Annotated in this window: 22 protein-coding genes and 1 pseudogene; 8 read left to right on the forward strand and 15 right to left on the reverse strand. The window is 74.1% G+C overall.

What is annotated here, in order from left to right:
* Positions 1–23 precede the first annotated feature (23 nt).
* The 4 genes from ACIO5E_RS15345 to ACIO5E_RS15360 form a co-directional block, all read right to left on the reverse strand.
* Positions 24–227, reverse strand: coding sequence for a hypothetical protein (locus ACIO5E_RS15345; RefSeq protein WP_400667511.1), 204 nt, complete (start codon positions 225–227; stop codon positions 24–26).
* A gap of 82 nt (positions 228–309) precedes the next feature.
* Positions 310–2,172: an ABC transporter ATP-binding protein gene (locus ACIO5E_RS15350; protein WP_400667513.1), complete on the reverse strand. Its 1,863-nt coding sequence runs from the start codon at positions 2,170–2,172 to the stop codon at positions 310–312.
* 204 nt (positions 2,173–2,376) lie between these two features.
* Complete coding sequence (locus ACIO5E_RS15355; RefSeq protein ID WP_400667515.1) at positions 2,377–3,372, reverse strand: AraC family transcriptional regulator; 996 nt, start codon at positions 3,370–3,372, stop codon at positions 2,377–2,379.
* Entirely contained in the window at positions 3,369–4,157 is a 789-nt protein-coding gene (locus ACIO5E_RS15360; RefSeq protein ID WP_400667517.1) for a phytanoyl-CoA dioxygenase family protein, read from the reverse strand. The genes ACIO5E_RS15355 and ACIO5E_RS15360 overlap by 4 nt, the downstream gene beginning before the upstream one ends.
* A 124-nt stretch (positions 4,158–4,281) precedes the next feature.
* On the opposite strand from ACIO5E_RS15360, the gene ACIO5E_RS15365 reads away from it, so the two are divergent.
* A complete protein-coding gene (locus tag ACIO5E_RS15365) occupies positions 4,282–4,641 on the forward strand; it encodes an amidohydrolase family protein (protein WP_400667519.1) in 360 nt (119 codons plus the stop codon).
* A gap of 178 nt (positions 4,642–4,819) precedes the next feature.
* On the opposite strand, the gene ACIO5E_RS15370 is transcribed toward ACIO5E_RS15365, so the two are convergent.
* The 3 genes from ACIO5E_RS15370 to ACIO5E_RS15380 form a co-directional block, all read right to left on the reverse strand.
* Positions 4,820–6,019, reverse strand: coding sequence for an NAD(P)/FAD-dependent oxidoreductase (locus ACIO5E_RS15370; RefSeq protein ID WP_400667520.1), 1,200 nt, complete (start codon positions 6,017–6,019; stop codon positions 4,820–4,822).
* Positions 6,016–6,213, reverse strand: a complete 198-nt coding sequence (locus ACIO5E_RS15375; RefSeq protein ID WP_400667522.1) for a ferredoxin — start codon at positions 6,211–6,213, stop codon at positions 6,016–6,018. The genes ACIO5E_RS15370 and ACIO5E_RS15375 overlap by 4 nt, the downstream gene beginning before the upstream one ends.
* 132 nt (positions 6,214–6,345) lie before the next feature.
* Positions 6,346–7,545, reverse strand: coding sequence for a cytochrome P450 (locus ACIO5E_RS15380; RefSeq protein ID WP_400667524.1), 1,200 nt, complete (start codon positions 7,543–7,545; stop codon positions 6,346–6,348).
* A gap of 235 nt (positions 7,546–7,780) precedes the next feature.
* Here ACIO5E_RS15380 and ACIO5E_RS15385 point away from each other — a divergent pair, with 235 nt between their 5' ends.
* Positions 7,781–8,362, forward strand: coding sequence for a MarR family winged helix-turn-helix transcriptional regulator (locus ACIO5E_RS15385; protein ID WP_400667526.1), 582 nt, complete (start codon positions 7,781–7,783; stop codon positions 8,360–8,362).
* Positions 8,363–8,471: 109 nt separating this feature from the next.
* Positions 8,472–9,251 carry a VOC family protein gene (locus ACIO5E_RS15390; protein ID WP_400667528.1) on the forward strand — a complete coding sequence of 260 codons (780 nt, stop codon included), beginning with the start codon at positions 8,472–8,474 and terminating at the stop codon, positions 9,249–9,251.
* A gap of 97 nt (positions 9,252–9,348) precedes the next feature.
* Here ACIO5E_RS15390 and ACIO5E_RS15395 read toward each other — a convergent pair whose 3' ends face one another.
* Positions 9,349–10,152: a class I SAM-dependent methyltransferase gene (locus ACIO5E_RS15395; RefSeq protein ID WP_400667530.1), complete on the reverse strand. Its 804-nt coding sequence runs from the start codon at positions 10,150–10,152 to the stop codon at positions 9,349–9,351.
* Positions 10,153–10,242: 90 nt separating this feature from the next.
* Here ACIO5E_RS15395 and ACIO5E_RS15400 point away from each other — a divergent pair, with 90 nt between their 5' ends.
* Positions 10,243–10,500 (forward strand): hypothetical protein, encoded by a 258-nt coding sequence (locus ACIO5E_RS15400; protein ID WP_280677378.1) that lies wholly within the window; start codon positions 10,243–10,245, stop codon positions 10,498–10,500.
* An 83-nt stretch (positions 10,501–10,583) separates the two neighbouring features.
* On the opposite strand, the gene ACIO5E_RS15405 is transcribed toward ACIO5E_RS15400, so the two are convergent.
* Both ACIO5E_RS15405 and ACIO5E_RS15410 read right to left on the reverse strand, forming a co-directional pair.
* Positions 10,584–12,554, reverse strand: a complete 1,971-nt coding sequence (locus tag ACIO5E_RS15405) for an SMI1/KNR4 family protein (protein ID WP_400667533.1) — start codon at positions 12,552–12,554, stop codon at positions 10,584–10,586.
* Between the two features lie 127 nt (positions 12,555–12,681).
* Positions 12,682–13,065 (reverse strand): winged helix-turn-helix transcriptional regulator, encoded by a 384-nt coding sequence (locus ACIO5E_RS15410; protein WP_400667535.1) that lies wholly within the window; start codon positions 13,063–13,065, stop codon positions 12,682–12,684.
* A 101-nt stretch (positions 13,066–13,166) separates the two neighbouring features.
* Here ACIO5E_RS15410 and ACIO5E_RS15415 point away from each other — a divergent pair, with 101 nt between their 5' ends.
* On the forward strand, positions 13,167–13,568 hold the full coding sequence (locus tag ACIO5E_RS15415; protein WP_400667537.1) for a RidA family protein: 402 nt from the start codon (positions 13,167–13,169) through the stop codon (positions 13,566–13,568).
* 134 nt (positions 13,569–13,702) lie between these two features.
* Here the strand turns inward: ACIO5E_RS15415 and ACIO5E_RS15420 are convergent, their stop codons facing one another.
* The 5 genes and pseudogenes from ACIO5E_RS15420 to ACIO5E_RS15440 all read right to left on the reverse strand — a co-directional run.
* Positions 13,703–14,071 (reverse strand): hypothetical protein, encoded by a 369-nt coding sequence (locus ACIO5E_RS15420; RefSeq protein WP_400667539.1) that lies wholly within the window; start codon positions 14,069–14,071, stop codon positions 13,703–13,705.
* Positions 14,072–14,283: 212 nt separating this feature from the next.
* Positions 14,284–14,520, reverse strand: coding sequence for a DUF6296 family protein (locus ACIO5E_RS15425; protein ID WP_400667540.1), 237 nt, complete (start codon positions 14,518–14,520; stop codon positions 14,284–14,286).
* Between the two features lie 229 nt (positions 14,521–14,749).
* The gene (locus ACIO5E_RS15430; RefSeq protein WP_400667939.1) at positions 14,750–15,166 is read right to left on the reverse strand and encodes an STAS domain-containing protein; all 417 of its coding nucleotides are present in this window, start codon (positions 15,164–15,166) and stop codon (positions 14,750–14,752) included.
* 59 nt (positions 15,167–15,225) lie between these two features.
* Positions 15,226–15,552 carry a sigma-70 family RNA polymerase sigma factor gene (locus ACIO5E_RS15435; RefSeq protein WP_400667941.1) on the reverse strand — a complete coding sequence of 109 codons (327 nt, stop codon included), beginning with the start codon at positions 15,550–15,552 and terminating at the stop codon, positions 15,226–15,228.
* 10 nt (positions 15,553–15,562) lie between these two features.
* Positions 15,563–16,582: pseudogene (locus ACIO5E_RS15440) on the reverse strand (sigma factor); the annotation flags it as partial.
* On the opposite strand from ACIO5E_RS15440, the gene ACIO5E_RS15445 reads away from it, so the two are divergent.
* The 3 genes from ACIO5E_RS15445 to ACIO5E_RS15455 all read left to right on the forward strand — a co-directional run bounded on the left by ACIO5E_RS15445 (position 16,497) and on the right by ACIO5E_RS15455 (position 18,570).
* Positions 16,497–17,075 (forward strand): carboxymuconolactone decarboxylase family protein, encoded by a 579-nt coding sequence (locus ACIO5E_RS15445; RefSeq protein WP_400667542.1) that lies wholly within the window; start codon positions 16,497–16,499, stop codon positions 17,073–17,075. The pseudogene ACIO5E_RS15440 and the gene ACIO5E_RS15445 sit on opposite strands and share 86 nt — an antisense overlap.
* Positions 17,072–17,923, forward strand: coding sequence for an RNA polymerase sigma-70 factor (locus tag ACIO5E_RS15450; protein WP_400667544.1), 852 nt, complete (start codon positions 17,072–17,074; stop codon positions 17,921–17,923). The genes ACIO5E_RS15445 and ACIO5E_RS15450 overlap by 4 nt, the downstream gene beginning before the upstream one ends.
* Before the next feature lie 182 nt (positions 17,924–18,105).
* Complete coding sequence (locus ACIO5E_RS15455) at positions 18,106–18,570, forward strand: DUF2690 domain-containing protein (protein WP_400667546.1); 465 nt, start codon at positions 18,106–18,108, stop codon at positions 18,568–18,570.
* The last annotated feature ends 135 nt before the right edge of the window (positions 18,571–18,705 follow it).

Consider the following 18,705-nt stretch of genomic DNA (forward strand, 5'->3'; position numbering starts at 1 on the left):
GACCACTCCCGGTTGCAACACCACTACGGCTGCTGGCAGAAGCCGCTGAAGCCGTTCGTGGACACGCACACGAGTCCGGGGCAACAGCCGACGGACCCGGTGCAGCCTTCGCCTTGGATTCGACAGGCGGTGGGGGCGATGAACGCGTCGGTGAGGATCTCCTCGATCTCCGCGACCATCTCGAGGTCGGGGGTGAGGGTGGGCGTCTCTTCCAGGTAAGTGACCATACGAACAGAATGCAGGGCCGATCGGACTACGTATATCACCCACACGAATGAATTCGGCGTCGGAAATTCTGATGCGCAATCTTCATACGGTCGTTCCGCTGGCCGTGGGTCGCGGGGAGCCGGTTTCCTGATAGGCGTTGGCCTGGGTGCGGAAAAGGGCCGCGTAATGGCCGCCCGCCCGCAGCAGCGCCTCATGGCCGCCCTGCTCGACGACGCGGCCGGACTCCAGGACGTAGATGTGGTCGGCGTAGCGGACGCTGCGCAGGCGGTGGGAGATCAGGACCACCGTGCGCCCGGCGAAGAGCCGGCGCAGGCGGGTGAAGAGCTGGTCCTCGGCCTGGGCGTCGAGGGCCGCGGTGGGCTCGTCGAGGATGACGAGGGGGGCGTCGCGGTAGAAGGCTCGGGCCAGGGCCAGCCGTTGCCACTGCCCGCCGGACAGGTCCGCTCCCCCGGTGAACTCCTTGCCCAGCGGGGTGTGCAGGCTGTCCGGGAGCTCGGCGAGGAAGTCCAGCGCCCCGGCCTGCCGGGCCGCCTCCCGCACGCGCTCGGGGTCGGCGGTGGCGCGGGGGCGGCCGAAGGCGATGTTGTCCAGGGCCGGGAGCCGGTAGCGGGTGAAGTCCTGGAAGACCACCGCGGTCCGCTCGCGATGGGCCGTGAGGTCCGTGACCGGAACCCCGTCGTGCAGCAGGCGGCCGCTGTCCGGCGGGTAGAGCCCGGCCAGGAGGTTGGCGAGCGTCGTCTTGCCCGAGCCGTTCACCCCCACGAGGGCCACCACCTGCCCCGGCCGCAGTTCCAGACTCACCTCCCGCACCGCCGGGGTGTCCGCTCCGGGATAGGTGAAGCACAGGCGCTCGGCGCGCAGCGGACCGAACTCCGGTTCTGCCGACTGCTTCCGACGGTGCGTCGATGGCATCGGTGACGGGGTCGCCGAGCCGGCGGGGGCCCGGTCCGGGGTGGTGAAGGTCTTCAGGTCGCTGAGGCGGAGCAGGTTCTCGCCGATACCGGTGAGCATGCCCGCGAACGCGTTGAGGCGCACCGAGAGCAGCCACACGCCCCCCACCGCCGCTCCGGCCGCGGGCAGGGGCAGCAGGTGGCTGCCGGCCATCCACCACAGGCCGGCGACCGTCAGGCAGGTGGCCGCTCCCCCGGTGGCCTGGGCGGCCATGCGGCGCCGGGCGTGGGCCTTCAGCAGGGCCTCGGTGTCCCGGATCTCCAGCGCGTACTGGTCCTGCCAGCGCCCGGTCAGGACGTCTCCGAGGTCCAGGGCCCGGATCTCCCTGGCTTCGGTGCGGCCGGTGAGCAGGCGTTCGAGGTACTCCCGCAGTCTCCGGTTCTCCGACAGCCCGTGGTGCAGGTCGTGGTGGGCGCTGCGCTCCTTGCCCGCCGCCCTGACCGCGGGAAGGGCGCTGAGCAGGACGAGCGGGAGCAGCCACCACGCCATGACCACGAAGGCCCCTCCCACGGCCACCACGGTCAGGGCCGCCTGGAAGGCCGTGACGAGGAGGACGACGGCCATGGCGGGCTGGCGGCGCGAGGCGAAGACCGCCCGCTGCAGCCCGTCGTGGAAGTCGGGCTCCTCGAAGCGCGGCAGTTCGGCCGCCACCGCGGCCTCCAGCACCATCCCCGCCACCAGGCGGTCCACCTTGGCCGTCAGCACCGCCATCCGCGCCGCCCCGGACAGCCGCAGGGCGCCGGCCGCGGCGCCCGTCACCAGCAGCACGATCACGGCCGGCACCAGCACGGGCGAGCGCCCGGCCGCCGCCGGCCCCTGTGCCAGCACCGAGCCGAACACGCTCTGCGCCACGACCAGTCCCCCGGCCACCCCGGCCGCCAGGAGGACCTGCACCAGGATCACGTGGATCAGCGCCCGCCGGTCGGCCAGCCAGGCGAGACGGACGGCGAAAGCCGCCGAGGACAACAGGACACCCACACGCCGTTCAGCCATCGCCGGCCCCTTCCCCTGGCCCCGTCACCGAAGCCCGGAAATCCCGGGCGCCGACGGGCGCACATCACCATCACTGCCCCTCGGGAGCCCGGGGCAGTCGGCGGTCGGGGGGGCTTCGTCGAAGGTGATGGTGTTCGTTGACGATCGTTTTTTCTGGATGTGGGAATTCGGCGAACAATCGGTCGGTCAAGGAGACGCTTCGGGTCATTCCGCTGATTCGGCCGGCCGGCCGGGGAAGCGCCCGGGCACGGCGGCGCCGCGGTCTGCGGGCGGGCCGTGCGTGGTGCCGCCCCGGGCCCGTACCTGGGTCGGGAGTGCGCCCCAGTGCCGCCGGAACGCGGTGCTGAAGTGCCGGGTGTCCGCGTAGCCGCAGGAGCGGGCGACGGCCGCGACGGACAGCGCGCGCAGCGCGGGATCGGCCAGGCGCTGCGCGGCGATGCCCAGCCGGTGGCGGGTCAGGTAGGCGATGATCGTGCACCCCGTCTCCTGCTGGAAGAGCCGTGCCGCGTGGCGTTCGCTCAGGTGGACCTGGGTGGCGACGTCCCGTACCCGGACCGGGCGGTCGAAGTTGTCGTCGAGGTAGCGGGTCATCCGGGCGACGGTCGCCGCCGCGCGTCCGCCCGGCGCGGGCGTCGGGCGCGGGGCGGCGGGCCGGCCGGCGACGGCGCGGGCGCAGCTGAGTACCAGTGCGGGGGCGAGGGCGGCCAGCAGGTCGGGGCTGGCGGGGCCCGGGGCCGCGGCCTCTTCGGCGAGTGTCACCAGCAGCCGGGGCAGCGGGGTTTCGGCGGCCGGGACGACGTGGTGCGGGCCGGCCGCGAGGGCGTCGAGGAGGGCGGCGGTGTCCGGGGAGCCGGGTGCGGCGCCGCGTGGGGCGCGTTCGGGGACCATCGTCCAGGACCAGAAGACGATGCCGAGCGGGTCCCGGGGGTCGGTGGTGATCTCGTGGACGTCGCCGGGGCGGGCCAGGAACAACTCGCCGGTCCCGACCGGGTGTTCCCGCCCGCCGATCCGGAACGTCCCGCGTCCGGCGTAGGCGTAGCAGAGCTCGAAGTAGGAGTGGCTGTGCCAGTAGTTGCGCCACGGCTCGGGCGGGTAGAACCCCCAGTCGACGAACTCGACCCGTCGGCCGGCGAGGGTGGCGCCCAGCCGTACGGAGTTGAGCAGGGGCAGGGCGGCGCCCGTCCGGGCCAGTTCGGTCACCTCGGTTCGCCTGCCCCGTCCGTCCGGCGCGCGGTGGGGTCGATCCCGCGCAGCATCATGCCCTGGCCGAGGGACCAGGTGTGCTCGTCCGTGGTGGGCCGGTCCTCGGGGTCGCGGAACTGTACCAGCCAGGTGGTGCGGGCCTGGTCGGAGGTGTTCAGCCCCGAGCCGTGCACGGTGAGGTAGTTGAAGAACAGGACGTCGCCGGCCCGGGCCGGGCACGGCCGGGCGTCCTGGAGGCGCCAGGTGTCGGGCGGCAGGTGCCAGCTGCCGTCCTCGACGTGGGGCAGCGGGCCCTTGCGGTGGCTGCCGGGGACGGCCCGGATGCAGCCCTTCTCCTGCGGGGCGTCGTCGAAGTGGAAGACCGCGGCGGCGACGGTGTGCCGGGCGTGCGGGAAGAAGGGGTGGTCCTGGTGCAGGGGGAAGGGCGATCCGGTCTCCGGCGGCTTGATGAACATCTTCGTGTGGTGCAGCTGGACGTTGGGCCCGCCGAGGAGCGCGGCCGCGACGTCGGTGAACCTGGGGTCGACCAGCAGCCGGGCGAACGCCGCGGAGTGGAACTGGGTGTCGTGGGCGTGCTTGAGGGTGGTGCGTGCGGCGGACGCTCCCGTGACGGTGCGCGCGCTGGCCCAGGTCGGGTCGGCGTCGGAGGCGAGGCGGGCGGCGAGGGCGTGGCACTCCTCCCGCATCGTCGCCGCCTCCGGTCTGCTGATCAGGTTCCGGACCAGGAGGAAGCCGTTCTCGTGGTAGGCGGCGAGGTCGTCGGGGCCGAGGGGCTCGTTCATGGCCTCGACCGTAGACGCGGGGACCGGGCCGGTCCGAGGGGCGATACGGACGGCCCGGTGGGTTTTCCGGACATCGGCCCGGCCGCGACTGCGGGCAGCCTGCGGCAGGAGGGGTGAATTCTCGGTGGTGCACCTCGGGCTGCGCGCGCTGCACCGCTACGCCGGGCTGTCCGCGGCCCAGGCGCTGCGCAGCGCGACGGTGGTGCCGGCCCGGCTGTGCGGGGTCGAGGACGACCTCGGCACGGTGGAGGCGGGCAAGCTGGCGGATCTGACGGTGGTCGAGGGCGATCCGTTCCGCGACTTCGCGGACCTGGCCCGCACGTCGCGGGTGATGCGCGACGGCTTCGTCCACCGCCGCCAGGACCTGGTGGGCGATCAGGCCCGGCCGCTGGAGGGGGCGGCGGCGCAGGAGGCGGCGGGCCGGGACGAGGACTGGTACGCGATCGGCCAGGCCCTGCGGCGGGACGGCTGCTGCGCGCCCTGAGCGCCCGTCGACGCGTGGAGGTACTGCCGTGCCGCCCCCGCCACCCCGGGCCCGAAGTGGCGGGGGCGGCGGGAGGCCCGGCCGGGCGACCTCGGGTCGGGTTGCCCGGCCGTCGCCGGCCCGGTCGGCGTTGACGGCCGCCGGACGGGACCGGGCGGCCGGGCCGCCCCGGCCGGGCTCACTGCGCCCCGGGCGGCCACGAGCCGTGCGCGGCCAGCTGCGCGCGCAGGTCGCGCAGCGCCCGGGCGCAGGCGATGCCGACCACTCCGCGGAGCAGCCCGTCGCGTGCGCAGGCGGCGGCGAAGCGCCGCTCGGTGAGGCTGCCGTCGACCACCTCGAACCGGTCGGCGTCGCCCGGCCTGCCGTGGGCCTGGACCCGCAGCCCGTACTGGTCGGTCCACAGGTACGGGACCGGGTCGTAGGGCTGGCGGGCGCCGTCCGGGCCGGCCAGGAGGTTGCGGGCGGCGTGCAGTGCCTGTTCGGTGGCGTTGGTGCGCTGTTCGAGGCGCCGGCGGCGGCCGGTGCGCGGGTCGGGCCAGGAGGCGGCGTCGCCGGCCGCCCAGACGCCGGGGCCGGCGGCGCAGTAGGCGTCGCAGGCCACGCCGTCGTCCAGCGGGACGCCGCTGTCGGCCAGCCACTCGGTGGCCGGTTCGGATCCGATGGCCATCAGGACGGCGTCGGCGGCGACGTGGGAGCCGTCGGCCAGCCGGACGCCGGTGGCGCGGCCGTGCCGTTCGGTGACCGCCCGGGCCACGCCCTGGCGGATCCGCACCCCGTGCTCGCGGTGCAGGCCGGCCAGCAGCGCGGCCGTCTCGGTGCCCAGCACGGCGGCCAGCGGTGCGGCGGTGGAGACCAGCCAGGTCACCTCGGCGCCGAGTCCGACGGCGGTGGCCGCGGCCTCGGCCCCGAGCAGCCCGCCGCCGACCACCAACAGCCGCACGCCCGGGCGTAGTTCATCGCGCAGGGCGAGGGCGTCCGCGAGGGTGCGCAGGACGTGGGCCCCGGCCAGCGGCGCCTCGGCGCCGGGCAGCCGGCGCGGGCGCACACCGGTGGCCAGGATGACGGCCTCGCAGCGCACCCGGTGGCCGTCGGCCAGCTGCACGGCCCGGCCCTGGCGGTCCAGGCGCTCGGCCCGTACCCCCAGGCGCAGATCGAGGTCGAGCTCGCGCAGGGCCTGCGGGGCGCGCAGCGCCAGGCGGTCCGGCTGCCACTGCCCGCCGAGCAGGTGCTTGGACAGCGGCGGCCGGTCGTAGGGCGGCTCGGCCTCGGCACCGATCAGGGTGAGGCGGCCGTCGTAGCCGGCCCGGCGCAGCGCCTCGGCGGCGTGCAGGCCCGCCGCGCCGGCCCCGACGACGGCCACCTCCCGCAGAGCGGTCACACCCGCTCCAGGCGGATCGCCGCGGCCGGGCAGACCGCGGCGGCGTCCAGGACGCCCTGGTGGAGTTCGGCGGGCGGCTCGGCATCGAGCAGGACGACGATGCCGTCCTCGTCCCGCTGGTCGAAGACCTCGGGGGCGGCGAGCACGCAGTGCCCGGCGCCGCAGCACTTCTCCTGGTCGATGTGGACGAGCATGGGTTTCCCTTCGGGACGTGGTTGGTTCGGACTCCGCCGGGGGCGGAGGGTGGTGGGGTGGGGCGGGGAGCGCGGCGGGGCCGGCGGCGGAGGTGACGGTCGGTCAGCCGAGCCGGTTTCGGTGACGCCGCGTCACCAGGCGAGCGGCAGCTCGTGGACGCCGTAGATGAGCATCTCGCCGCGGAAGCGGACCTCCTCGAACGGTACGGCCAGGCGCAGTTCGGGCAGCCGCCGCAGGATGGTGTTCAGCGCGATCTGCAGTTCCAGCCGGGCCAGCGGCTGCCCCAGGCACTGGTGGACGCCGAAGCCGAACGCCAGGTGCCGGCGCGCGTCGCGGGAGAGGTCGAGCCCGTCTCCACCCGGGAACTGCTGCTCGTCCCGGTTCGCGGCGCTGACCATGCAGATCACGCCCTCGCCCGCCCGGATCCGGACCCCGCCCACGGTGACGTCCTCGGCGGCGACCCGGGTCAGACCGGAGTGCACGATGGTCAGGTAGCGCAGCAGTTCCTCGACCGCGCCGGCGACCGACTCCGGGTGCGCGCGCAGGTGGGCGAGCTGGTCGGGGTTCTGCAGCAGGGCCAGGACGGAGAGCGCGGTCATGTTCGCCGTGGTCTCGTGCCCGGCGACCAGCAGCAGCCGGCCCATCGCGCCGATCTCCTCGGTGCTCAGCTCGCCGCGGGCCACCAGGCGGCTGAGGATGCCGTCGTCGGGCTCGGCGCGCTTGGAGTCGGTGAGCTTGATCAGGTAGTCGACCAGGCGGTCCTGCGCGACCCGCACCTCCTCGGCCGGCGCCTCGCGGCGCAGCAGGATTCGGCTGCACTCCTGGAAGAAGTCGTGGTCCTGGTAGGGAACGCCGAGCAGCAGGCAGATGACCAGGGACGGCAGCGGGAGCGCGAACTCGCTGACCAGGTCGCCGGAGGAGCGTCCGTCGGTCATCGCGTCCAGCAGCTCGTCGGCGATGCGCTGGACCTCGGGGCGCAGCGCCTCGACCTTCTTGATCATGAATTCGCCGGTGAGCATCCGGCGCAGGCGGGCGTGCTCCGGGTCGTCCATCCGGATGAAGGTGGGCTGACCGGTGCTCAGCTGCCGGGCGCCGGCGCTGATGAACGGGAAGCCGGGGCGGGTGGCGTCCGAGCTGAAGCGGGCGTCGCTGAGCACGGCCTTGATGTCCTCGTGGCGGGTGACCAGCCAGCTGGCGGCGCCGTCCCAGAGCGAGATGCGGCTGATCGGCTCCTCCTGCTGGGCCTGCTGGTAGGCCGGCGGCGGGGCGAACGGGCAGGCACCGCGGGCGGCGGGGTGGGTGAACCGGGGGGTCTGAGCGGCAGTGGCCATCATGGGCTCCCTTCTCGGAGCGGGATATGCCGACGGCGCCGAGCGGATGGGCCCGCGGTGCCGTGGGGGTAGCACCCAGGACAGTTATGTGCCCTAAGCAACTAACTTACCGTCACGCTAACTCGCGGTCCGTGGTGATGAAAGGGCCCATCGGGCGACGGACGAATCTGTCCGAAAACCGGTCAGAGGTCGACACCAGGGCCACCACCCGGGCGGGATCGCTACAGTTCCCCCCATGCCGGACGCGACAGACAATCGGACCGCCACCTCGGAGCTGGAGGCGGTGCTGGCCTCGCTGGCCTACCTGCTGACCCGTTCGCAGGAACACGAACGCCAGACGGCCCGGGCCGGCATCACGGCGGCCCGCTCGGACGTCTACCTCCTGCGCGCGCTCGCCGAGGCCGAGGAGGCCAGCCGGGTCGGCGACCTGGCCGCCCGGCTGATGGTCAAGCCCTCCCACGTCACGCGGCAGATCGACCGGCTGCAGGGCCAGCAGCTGGTGGAGCGCACCCCGGACACGCTGGACCGCCGGGCCCGGCAGGTGGCGCTCACGGCCGAGGGCCGGGCGATGCTCAACCGCCTGAAACAGGCCAACATCACCGGCCTGACCAACGCGCTGGACGGCATCCCGGAGCCGGACGTCGCCGCCACCGTCAGCGTGCTGCGCCACCTGGTGGACCGGTACGTGCGCCAGGTCCGGATCACGATGCTGTCCGAGGACGCCGCTCCCCCGGGCCGGACGGCCGACGTCGCCGGGGGCGCGGAGGATGCCGGGGGCGCGGAGGGCGCCGGCTCAGGCCCGCGTCAGTGCGTCTGACGCGGCCGAGGACGGTCCCGGGCGGGCGGCGAGGGCGGCGTGTCGGGTGGCGGACTCCGGTCCGCGACGCCAGGGTGACTGCCGGGGGCCTCACCAGGAAGAGCGAGAGATGCCCGAAGTCACCACTGCGTACGCGACCGGCACCCCGTGCTGGGTCGATCTGATGGCGAAGGACCAGCAGGCGGCGCTGGACCTCTACCGCGACCTGTTCGGCTGGCAGGGGCAGGTCGGCCCGGCCGAGTTCGGCGGGTACGCGGTCTGCGAGCTGAACGGCAGGGCCGCCGCCGGCATCGGCCCGGCGATGGCCCCCGAGGGGATGCCGACCCCGCCGACCGTGTGGACCAGCTACCTGGCCAGCACCGACGCCCAGGCCACCCAGGACGCGATCGTCGCCGCGGGCGGCACCCTGCTGATCCCGGTCATGGACGTCGGCACGCTCGGCAGGATGCTGATCGCCGCCGACCCGCAGGGCGCCGTGTTCGGCGTCTGGCAGCCCGGCGAGTTCTTCGGCGCCCGGGTCGTCAACGAGGCCGGCGCCCTGACCTGGAACGAGCTGCACACCAACGACGCGCCCGGCGCCACCGCCTTCTACGGCGAGGCGTTCGGCATCGAGATCGAGCCCGTGGAGGGCACCGAGCAGTACTGGGAGCTGCGGGTCGGCGGCCGCGCCGTCGGCGGCCTCACGCTGCTCGCCAACGACCCGCCCGGCACCCCCGCGCACTGGCTGACCTACTTCTCGGTCGACGACGTGGACTCCACCGTGGACGCCCTGGTCAAGCGCGGCGGCAGCGTCCTCGCCCCGCCGTTCGACATGGTGGCCGGGCGGATGTCGGTGGTCGCCGACGCGCAGGGCGCCCCGTTCGCGGTGATCAAGCCCGGCCCGATGTAGGCGCCGCAGGCCGCGAGGCGCGTGCGGCGAAGGCCTCGACCCGCCCGCCCGGGAGGTTCCGGGCGGGCGGGTCCCGTGCTGTACCGGGGCGGCAGGGTCACGGGCGGCGGGCCCACGCGGAGATCATCGGGGCGGTGGCGAGGTCGAGTCGCCCGGTGGCGACGTTCGCCAGGTGGCGGTCGATCTCCTCGTCGGTGGCGAGGCCGTGCCCGGTGAGCTGGTGGCGGATCTGGCGGACCGTCGCGTCCTCCAGGACGGCGCACGCCGGGGAGGTGATCGGGAAGTACGCGTCGGCCTGCACATCCTCCAGCCCGGCTTCGCGCAGCACCCGGGGAAGGGTCCGCCCGTACGCGAGGTCCGCGCCGCGGGCCGCCATCAGGGTGCGGAAGCCGGAGCGCAGCCGGTTGGCGAGCCGCTGTTCCGGGCCGGACTCGTCCGGGCACAGCAGCGGCTGCAGCCCGGGGTCGGCGTCCTCCAGGAGCAGCCAGCCGCCGGGCCGTAGCGCCTGGACCATCCGGCGCAGGGCCTCGGCGCGGTCGGTGACGTGCACCAGGACCAGCCGGGCGTGCACGAGGTCGAATCCGCCGGGCGGCGGCGGATCGGCCGCCACGTCGTGGGAGAGCACCTCGATCACGTCTCCGGCGAGGTCCCGGGTCCAGGACACGTCGATGTCGGTCGCGACGACCGTCCCCGTCGGACCGACGCGTTCGGCCAGGCCGAGCGGGACGGAGGGGCCGCCGGCGCCGACCTCCCAGCACCGCATGCCGGCGCCGATGCCGAGCCGGTCGACGTGCCGGAACGTCACCGGGTCGAACAGCTCGGCGAGGGCGCCGAAGCGGGTACCGGCCTCCTGCTGCCTGTTGTCCAGCAGGTAGCCGCGGTCGTCGTCGTGCTCAGCCATGCGGCGATTCTGGCAGACGGGCACGGGCACGGGGCGCGGAGCCGGCCCCGTGGTGATCACCACCCGGTCCGCGCACGGGAGAATGGACGGATGACCGGCAGTCAGCAGCTCCCCCGGGGCATCAGCGCCCTGATCCCCCACGCCCCCACCACGGCCACGCCCGGCGAACGGGCCGCCTCCCAGCTCCGCCACCTGCGCGAGGCCACCGTCCCCGTCCCGGTCCTGGCCGCAGCCGCCGAGCTGATCGCCGGCCACCTGGACGACACCGACCCGGTCACCCGCGAGGCCGCCGCCACCGTCCACGCCCGCCTGCTCGCCATCCTGGACGACGCCGCCCCCGGCCGGTGACCCGGGCCCGTGACCGCCGCCGTCCGGGTCCACGCTTTCAGTCCGGGGAAAGGGACTTGAAGGCGCGGGCCGGGCGGCGGCGGTCACGGCGTGACGATGCCGGGCACGCCCGGGTGCGGGTTCGGCGCCCCGAAGCTGATCACGGCGTAGGTCTCGCCCGGCCCCGGCGGGCGGGTCCAGGAGCAGGTGGTGAAGGTGTGCAACCGGCCCTCGGTGAGCGCGAAGCGGGGCAGGCTCACGCCGAACTCGACGGCGATCGCCGCCAGCGCCCGCCGTTCGCCCTGACGGGCGCCCAGCTCCCCTGCACCGTCGGGCCCGTGGCCGTGGTCGGGCGCCGGGGCCCCGAACAGGCGGTGCGGGTCGAGGGCAGGCGGTATCGGGCCGCCGCTGCGGTGGATCAGGGACCCCTGGACGGTGAAGGCGTACCGTTCGGTGCCCTGCTCGGCGACGGACAGGTGGAACAGGCCCTGTTCCGGCGCGCACCACACCACCAGCGCACGCGCGCCCGGCGAGCCGGCCGGGCCCTGCGAGGCGGCCACGGCCGGGGACACGTAGCGGGGCTCGTGGTAGGCCGCCGGGTGCGCGTCGAAGGCGAAGCTCCAGCCGGAGCCGCCCGCGTCGCCGACGGCGGCGCGCGCACAGTCGTCATAGCTCGAGCTCACGCCGCCCCGGGACAGGTCCCGGCGCGTCTCCCAGCCCGTCGTCGGCGCGCTGAGCACGGCTCCCTCGCCACCCAGCCGCGCCGGCAGGTCCGCCGGGGCCACTCCCTCGACCAGGACGAAGCGGTACGGCTCGGGGCGGCGGTTGTTCGGGGACGGCTCGGCGAGCCAGGCGAGGCCGTCCTCTCCCCCGGCCGACGGATCCACCGCGGGCTCCCCGGCCTGCGTCCTGGTCGGCGCCCCGGCCGCGCCGGCGGCCCTCGGGGTGGCGAGCATTCGGCGTCCGCGTTCCGGGGTGATCAGCGGCCCGAGCACGGAGTCGGCGAGCAGGCCGACCGGTGCGAGGTGGTCGGGACCGAGCGGCGTCCAGTGCGGGAGCCCGGCGAGCAACGTCCGCCAGGCGTCGTCCGTCCGTCCCCAGCGGGCCTGCTCGCGGGCCCGCTCGACGGCCTCGCCGAACGGGCCCTGCGCGGAGTAACGGAACGTCCGCTCCGTCACCTCGTGCAGGATCCGGTCGGCCTCCTCCCGACGCTCGCCGGAGTCCACCCCCACCTGGTAGCCCCAGACGGTCGCGTCGCGGCGCGACTCCACCTGCTCGACCGCCAGCAGCGGTACCACCTCGCGGAGGTAGCACGGGTCCTGTACCAGTTCGCCGTAACGCACCGTGTACGTCTCCCCCTGGAGGCGGCGCAGTTGGTCGAGCATGCCGGCGGCCCGGGGCCGGCCGAAGTCGACCGCCTCGGTGAGCGCCGCGGCCGCCTGCTGGTACGCACCGCGCAGCGCGTCCAGGGCTGCCGTCTCGACCAGCGCGTCCAGCCGGCGGGTGGTGTCGTTGGCGAACGGCCGCTCCGGGCGGTGGGCGGCGAGCCGGTGGAACTCCCGGTGGCTCGCGAGCATGAACTCCCGGAAGGACCCGTACCTGGTCGGTTCGCAGTGCGCCCACACCTTGTGGCAGTAGACCGCCCACTCGCCGTCCTCGTCCACGCTCAGCGGGTCGAGCAGGACGTACGTCGCGTCCGATGCGACGTCCAGCTGGAGCGCGCGCTCCCACATGCCGTCGAGTTCGCCCTCGCCGAAGTACTCGCTGAAGCCGGACTCGTCGTTGTGCCAGCGGGCTCCGTCGGCGCCGGCCAGCCGGTGGACGAAGCCGCCCGCGTGCCGCCATCCGTCAGTGACCTCCAGGAACGCCCGGTACGACGGCGGCAGTCGGCACTCCAGCCGTTCCTCCGCCGCCGCTATCCGCTCCCCTGAGGCCGGTTCGAACCCCAGCCAGCGCGCACGCCAGGCCTCCCCGTCGTCGGCGAGGGGCCATTGGGCCGGATCAGGGCACGTGTCGGCCCACTCCTCGCTCCACCGGGTGAGGAAGGCACGCCAGTTGAAGGTCTCCTCGATCATGGCGGTGATCCTGGCACGCACCACTGACAATCCCGGCCCGCCCGTCCGCCCGCCCGTCCGACGGAATGCGGCGGCACCGACGGGCCGGCGACGGCCGTTCCCTGGAGGGCGTGGCGCTGCGCTCCCGTCAGGCGTCGAAGTGGCGGCGCGCGTCCTCGATGTGACCGAGGTACTGGTGGGTCCAGCCGCACATGGCGTCGACCGTGGTGCGCAGGGCCCGGCCCGGTTCGGTGAGCGTGTACTCGACCCGCGGCGGCACGGTGGGGTACACCTTCCGGCCGACCAGGCCGTTGCGCTCCAGCATGCGCAGGTTCTGGGTGAGCATCTTGTGGCTGACGCCCTCGACCTCGTGGCGCAACTCGCCGAAGCGCAGAGTGCGTTCGCCGAGTGCCTCGATGATCAGGAGCGCCCACTTGTTGGCGACGTCCGAGAAGATCTCCCGCGCCAGGGAGTCCGCACGCCTCAGATCGGCGTCCTCGGGCAGGCCCTTGAGCAGTTGCTTGGTCACCATCAGGTTCCTCAGTCACCGAAAAGTGCGTTCTTCCAGGTCGGCCTTCACTCTCCTACGGTTTCCGAGTACCCACAAGAGAGCACATCGGAAGGGCGAGCACCATGACCACCATCGACGTCTTCAACCACGGCGTGCCGGCCGAGAGCGACTTCGGCTACTCGCAGGCGATCAAGTCCGGCGAGCTGATCCACGTCTCCGGACAGCTCTCGCACGACGAGGCGGGCGAGCTCCTGCACGCGGACGACTTCGCCGCCCAGCTCGCGCAGACCTACGCCAACATGGACAAGGTCCTGGGCCACTACGGAGCCACCCGGAACCAGGTCGTCTCGCAGACCCTGTACATGGTGAACCTGCGGCAGGACGCCGCGGCGGGGATGGCAGGCAACCTGGCGTACTTCGGCGACCACCGCCCGGCCAGCACGGTCCTCGGTGTCACCGAACTGGCCTTCCCCGGCCAGGTCATCGAGATCAGCTTCATCGTCGACACGAAGCTGCCCGCCTGAGCCCGCTCGCGGGGCGCGGCGTCGGGGCGGCGGGATCCGGGCGTCCGCAGCGGGCCCGGAGGAGCTGCGTCACCGGTCCCCGGTTGCCGTCCGCCTCGCGCCGGCCCTGCCCACCAGCCAGACGCCGAGCGCGGTCAGAGGGCTGCCGCCAGCGCGTACACCGGCAGCCAGAGCGTCGTCGTGGACGCCAGGCAGGTGTTGACGGCGTGTCGGCTCTGGTCGCTCTGTGCGTAGGCCAGCGCGGTGCCGTCCTGGCCGGCCAGGTCGCCCAGGGTGGCTTGGGCGCTGAGAGCCGCGTAGGCGCCCAGGTGCGCGCACGCGCGGCGGGTGCCCGGCATCGGGAAGAGCCAGGCCCAGCGCTGCATCGCGGGGGCCGCCATGAAGGCGATGCACAAGCCGACGATCAGCGAGTAGGCCGTCAGGCTCCGTGCGAACTCGGCTCCGGCACCGGGGGTGCGGGTCGGCGGGCAGGTGAACGACAGGACCACCGCGAGGAGCGTCACGCCGACGGCCGTGGGAGTTGTCCTCCGGAGCTTTCGGTCATGCTGCGGTCCGCGTTCCGGAAGCAAAGGCCGGAGCATCCCGACCGCTCTCGATCGCGCGCGCCGACGGAATTCTTCCGCCGGTTGTGGAAGGCCCGTGGCCGGCGGCTCCGGGGCGCTCCTGCGGTCCCCGCCACTGCCCGTGCGGCCGCCGGCCGGGGCCGGCCGGGCGCTCACGGCAGGGGTACCGCCTGCAGGCAGGGGTGCGGCAGGACACCGGCGGGCGCCGTCAGGACGGTGGCCACCTCGCCGAATATCTCGACCCGCAGGTCACCGTCCGCGTTCTCCCAGACGAGGGTTCCACCGGGCCCGACGGCGTCGGTGGCGTGGACCACCACGACGGCCGGCGGCGCGTGTCCGCCGATCGGTCCCGGCAAGGTCACCGCGTAGCGGCGATTGAGGCTGCTCATGACCGGCCTCCCGTTCGTTTCCCGCCCTGTGCCGATTCTCCTCCCGAGCCGGGCCGTCGTACACGAACGGTGAGCCCCGTTCGGGCCCCGATCAGGCCATGACGGCGATCGTGGCGACCGGTATGGCCGACGCGGCCATGGCCGGACCGGGGCTTTCCCGGCCGACCGCTCGGGTGTGGCGGGACCCGGGGAAGCATCGACGGATTCGGGCTCCCGTGACCACCCTCGGTCACTCCCCGTCCTGCGTGGAGTTCACCCCCCGACCGGTTGGTCGACCAGGCCCGGACGGCGGGACGTCCCCGACCGGGAGGACGTCGGCCGCACCGGTCAGTTCGAGCATCCGCAGCACCGGCGGCCGGGGCCGGGCCAGTTCGATCCGGCTGCCCCGGGCCTCCGCGCGGGTCTGGGCCCGGAGCATCGCGTCGAGCCCGGTGGAGTCGCAGAACTCCAGCCCGGCGCAGTCGATCACGACGATGGTGGCGGGCGCGGCCAGGGCGGCGTCCAGGGCCTCCCGCAGGACGTCGACCGAGTCGAGGTCGAGTTCCCCGCTCAGGGCGAGGACGGTGCCCCGGGCCCACGGCCGGGCCTGCACGGTGAGCCCGCCCGGCCCGGGGGCGGGGTCCGTGGCGGGCGGTCGGCGGGTCATGGTCTCGACTCCCTTCGTCTCGGCCCCGGCCGGCGGGTCGCGCCGAGCCGGCGGGGACGTCAGTCCGGGTCCTGCGGGTCGTCCGCCCAGCCCGGGGCGTCGCGGTCCTCCAGTTGCTCGCGCAGCCGGGTCAGGGTGGCGGTGAGCAGCCGGGAGACGTGCACCTGGGAGACGCCGATGCGTTCGGCGATCTCGGACTGGGTCCAGACGTCCCAGAAGCGGAGTTTGAGGACGGCCTGCTCGCGGCTCGGCAGCCTGGCGAGCAGGGGGGCGTACGGCGGTGCTGAAGTCGGCGAGGTCGATGCCGGGGTCGCAGGAGCCGAGGCAGTCGAGCATGGCGCTGCCGGTCTCGTCGGCGTCCTGGTCGCGCAGCGCGTCCAGGGAATTGGGGCGGTAGGCGCGGCCGACGGCCTGTCCCTCGGCGGTGAGGTGGAGGTCCTCGGCGATCTCCTCGGAGTGCGGGAGGCGGCCGAGTTCCTGCTCCAGCCGGTCGGAGCCGCGGGCGACGGCCAGGTACAGCTCCTGCATGTTGCGCGGGACCCGGCCCGGCCAGGAGGTGTCGCGGAAGAAGCGCTTGATCTCGCCGGCGATGGTGGGGATGGCGTAGGTGATGAACTCGACGCCGCGGCACGGGTCGTCACCGTCGACGGCCTTGATCAGGCCGATCGTGCCGACCTGGAGGATGTCGTCCATGTCCTCGGCGCGGTGCCGGAGGCGGGCCGCGACGAAGCGGACCAGCGGCATGTCGAGCTCGATGATCGTGCCGCGCACGTAGCTGTAGGCGCGGGCCTCGCGGGCGAGGCCGGCCAGGCGCTCGAACAGCGCGTCGCCGAGTTCGCGCGCCTCGGACTTGCCCATCGACCGCAGTGCGGCCTCGGTGGGGCGCGGGGGCAGGTCGGGCGGGATGCCGGACCACGCGACGGCGCGGTGAACGGTTTCCGGTGAGGTGGACACGGTTGCTGTCTCCTGGGCATCGGGGGAACGCCCGGCGGCGCCGATGGCTGGTGCTCGCGCGTCGCGGGCTTCCTTCCCTCGGGACCTGGGCCCGGCTGCTCGGAGCGGTGGTCCCGGTGGCACCCGGCGGGGTGCGGGAGCGGCCGACTGGCCTCCGGCGGCCGCTGCACGGTCTCTTTTTACCCGACATACGACATTAGATTCGTGTTTTGGTCGGTTTGTCGATGTTTCTCCGGTTACCCGCGCTCGCGCGACGACGTCCGCGACGAGAGTGGCGGCCGAGCAGCAGGCCTGCGCTGTCACACGCGGGGGCCCTGCGGTGTCTTCATGCCGAACACGCACACGCACCACACCCACGCATGAGGAGAACACCATCATGGCGCCACGCGTTCCGAAGGCGGAGCTTCCCGTCGAGCTCAGCGAGAACCTGGTCAAGCAGCTCGGCGAAGTGCCCGAGCCCATCGAGGTGGTGTGGCACAGCCCCAAGGTCGCCACGTCCAATCTGGAGTTCTCGGCCAAGTTGGGCGAGTGGGACGCGGCCGACGCGGGTCTCAAGTCGTTCGCGCACATGGCCGTCGCGGCGCAGGTCGGCTGCAGCTGGTGCCTGGACGTCGGCTACTTCCAGGCCCAGCACCAGGACCTGGACCTCACCAAGGCGAGCCAGGTGCCGCGCTGGCGGGAGTCGGAGGTGTTCACCCCGCTGGAGCGGGACGTCCTGGAGTACGCCGAGGCCATGACGAACACCCCGCCGACCGTCACCGACGAGCTGTACGCGGGCCTGCTCGGACAGCTCGGCCCGGCGGCGATGGTCGAACTCACCGCGTACATCGCCTTCGTCAACATGGCGACCAGGAACAACGCCGCGAACGGGGTCACCTCGCAGGGCTTCTCCGCCGCCTGCGAGATTCCGTTGGCCACGCGTCCCGAGCCGTCCGGCGCGGCGCCCGCGGCATGACCCGGGACCCGTTCGTCGCCCACCGCAGCCTGCTGTTCACGGTCGCCTACGAGATGCTCGGGTCGGCCGCCGACGCGGAGGACGTGCTGCAGGAGTCCTGGCTGCGGTGGGCCGACGTCGACCAGGCGCAGGTGCGCGACCCGCGGGCGTACCTCGTGCGGACCGTCACCCGGCAGGCGCTCAACCGGCTGCGGACGCTCTCGCGCAGCCGCGAGGAGTACGTCGGCCAGTGGCTGCCGGAGCCGCTGCTGACCAGCCCCGACGTCGCCGAGGACGTCGAGCTCGCGGAGAGCGTCTCGATCGCGATGCTGACCGTGCTGGAGACGCTCGGGCCGGTGGAGCGGGCGGTCTTCGTGCTCCGCGAGGTCTTCGAGGTGCCGTACGAGGAGATCGCGCAGGCCGTCGGGAAGTCCCCGGTCGCGGTGCGCCAGATCGCCCGGCGGGCCCGTGGGCACGTGGCGGCCCGGCGGCCCCGGATACCGGTGAGCCGGTCGGAGCAGAGGGCCGTGGTGGAGCGGTTCCTGGCCGCGCTGCGCACCGGGCAGGTGCAGGAGCTGATGGAGGTCATGGCCCCGGACGTGGTCTTCATCGCCGACGGTGGCGGGCTCGCGGCCGCCGCCCGCGCTCCGATCCACGGGGCCGAGCTCGTGGCGGCGCTGCTCGCGCGCCCGGACCGGGTGGTGTCGACCGTGTGGCTCAACGGCGAGCCCGCCGGCCGGGTCGAGCTCGACGGCCGTCTGGCCACGGTCAGCCTCGTCGTGGAGAACGGGCGGGTCACCCGGATCCACGCGGTGGCGAACCCGCAGAAGCTGACGCGACTGGACGCGCCGGCCGAGCTCGCCCGGTAGTCCCGCCGACGCCGAAGGATTCCTGACGTATCGTCAGGAATCCTTCGGCGGCGCCCGGATCGCCACACCGCGACCACCCGATCCGGTGAATCCCGGCGAATCTTCGCCCACGAAGCGGACCGGTCGCGCTATCCACGACCCAGGAGCGGCCCCTCGGCGGCCGCGCAGCCGAAAGGACCCCGATGGCCTCACCCACCCTCAGGACCTCCGCCCTGGCTCTCGCGGCGCTGGCGGTCCTGGCCCCGTCCGCGGCCTCGCCGGCCTCCGCTTCCGTTTCCGCCCCGGCCTCGGCCTCCGCCGCCGGCGGCTGCCGGGGCAACGCCTGCGACGGCAAGAACCCCAAGGCGCTGGGCTGCGGGAACGACGCGCGGGACGTCCCGGACACCCAGGTCGCCCCCGGCTCGCAGAAGCACCCCCGCGCGTGGCTGCGCTACTCCCCCACGTGCCACGCGGTCTGGGCGAAGGGCGAGCAGGCGGACGGCTGGACCATCCGGGTCCAGATCATGGGCAGCGACTCGTACGACGCGCCGACCCTCGCCTCGGGCGAGGCCTTCACCGCGATGGTCGGCGCCGACCACACCCACCGCGTCGGCGTCCAGGACGTCGACGGGCGGTGGGCGTACAGCAACTGGCGGCACGGAGGGTGACGACGCCCCCGGCCTGGCGGGGGGGGCCCCGGGGGGGGGGGGCCCGGGGGGGCGGGGGGGGGGGGGGGCCCCCCCCCGGGGGGGGGGGGGGGGGCGGGGGGGGGGGGGGGGGGGGGGGGGGGGGGGGGGGGGACG

Source organism: Kitasatospora sp. NPDC087314, from assembly GCF_044744365.1.
Classification (GTDB): domain Bacteria; phylum Actinomycetota; class Actinomycetes; order Streptomycetales; family Streptomycetaceae; genus Kitasatospora.

What these genes read in the sequence shown, in the direction of transcription:
- ACIO5E_RS15345 (WP_400667511.1), bottom strand. Translation starts at nt 227, where the DNA reads ATGGTCACTTACCTGGAAGAGACGCCCACCCTCACCCCCGACCTCGAG.
- ACIO5E_RS15350 (WP_400667513.1), bottom strand. Translation starts at nt 2,172, where the DNA reads ATGGCTGAACGGCGTGTGGGTGTCCTGTTGTCCTCGGCGGCTTTCGCC.
- ACIO5E_RS15360 (WP_400667517.1), bottom strand. Translation starts at nt 4,157, where the DNA reads ATGAACGAGCCCCTCGGCCCCGACGACCTCGCCGCCTACCACGAGAAC.
- ACIO5E_RS15375 (WP_400667522.1), bottom strand. Translation starts at nt 6,213, where the DNA reads ATGCTCGTCCACATCGACCAGGAGAAGTGCTGCGGCGCCGGGCACTGC.
- ACIO5E_RS15380 (WP_400667524.1), bottom strand. Translation starts at nt 7,545, where the DNA reads ATGGCCACTGCCGCTCAGACCCCCCGGTTCACCCACCCCGCCGCCCGC.
- ACIO5E_RS15385 (WP_400667526.1), top strand. Translation starts at nt 7,781, where the DNA reads ATGCCGGACGCGACAGACAATCGGACCGCCACCTCGGAGCTGGAGGCG.
- ACIO5E_RS15390 (WP_400667528.1), top strand. Translation starts at nt 8,472, where the DNA reads ATGCCCGAAGTCACCACTGCGTACGCGACCGGCACCCCGTGCTGGGTC.
- ACIO5E_RS15395 (WP_400667530.1), bottom strand. Translation starts at nt 10,152, where the DNA reads ATGGCTGAGCACGACGACGACCGCGGCTACCTGCTGGACAACAGGCAG.
- ACIO5E_RS15400 (WP_280677378.1), top strand. Translation starts at nt 10,243, where the DNA reads ATGACCGGCAGTCAGCAGCTCCCCCGGGGCATCAGCGCCCTGATCCCC.
- ACIO5E_RS15405 (WP_400667533.1), bottom strand. Translation starts at nt 12,554, where the DNA reads ATGATCGAGGAGACCTTCAACTGGCGTGCCTTCCTCACCCGGTGGAGC.
- ACIO5E_RS15410 (WP_400667535.1), bottom strand. Translation starts at nt 13,065, where the DNA reads ATGGTGACCAAGCAACTGCTCAAGGGCCTGCCCGAGGACGCCGATCTG.
- ACIO5E_RS15415 (WP_400667537.1), top strand. Translation starts at nt 13,167, where the DNA reads ATGACCACCATCGACGTCTTCAACCACGGCGTGCCGGCCGAGAGCGAC.
- ACIO5E_RS15425 (WP_400667540.1), bottom strand. Translation starts at nt 14,520, where the DNA reads ATGAGCAGCCTCAATCGCCGCTACGCGGTGACCTTGCCGGGACCGATC.
- ACIO5E_RS15430 (WP_400667939.1), bottom strand. Translation starts at nt 15,166, where the DNA reads ATGACCCGCCGACCGCCCGCCACGGACCCCGCCCCCGGGCCGGGCGGG.
- ACIO5E_RS15445 (WP_400667542.1), top strand. Translation starts at nt 16,497, where the DNA reads ATGGCGCCACGCGTTCCGAAGGCGGAGCTTCCCGTCGAGCTCAGCGAG.
- ACIO5E_RS15450 (WP_400667544.1), top strand. Translation starts at nt 17,072, where the DNA reads ATGACCCGGGACCCGTTCGTCGCCCACCGCAGCCTGCTGTTCACGGTC.
- ACIO5E_RS15455 (WP_400667546.1), top strand. Translation starts at nt 18,106, where the DNA reads ATGGCCTCACCCACCCTCAGGACCTCCGCCCTGGCTCTCGCGGCGCTG.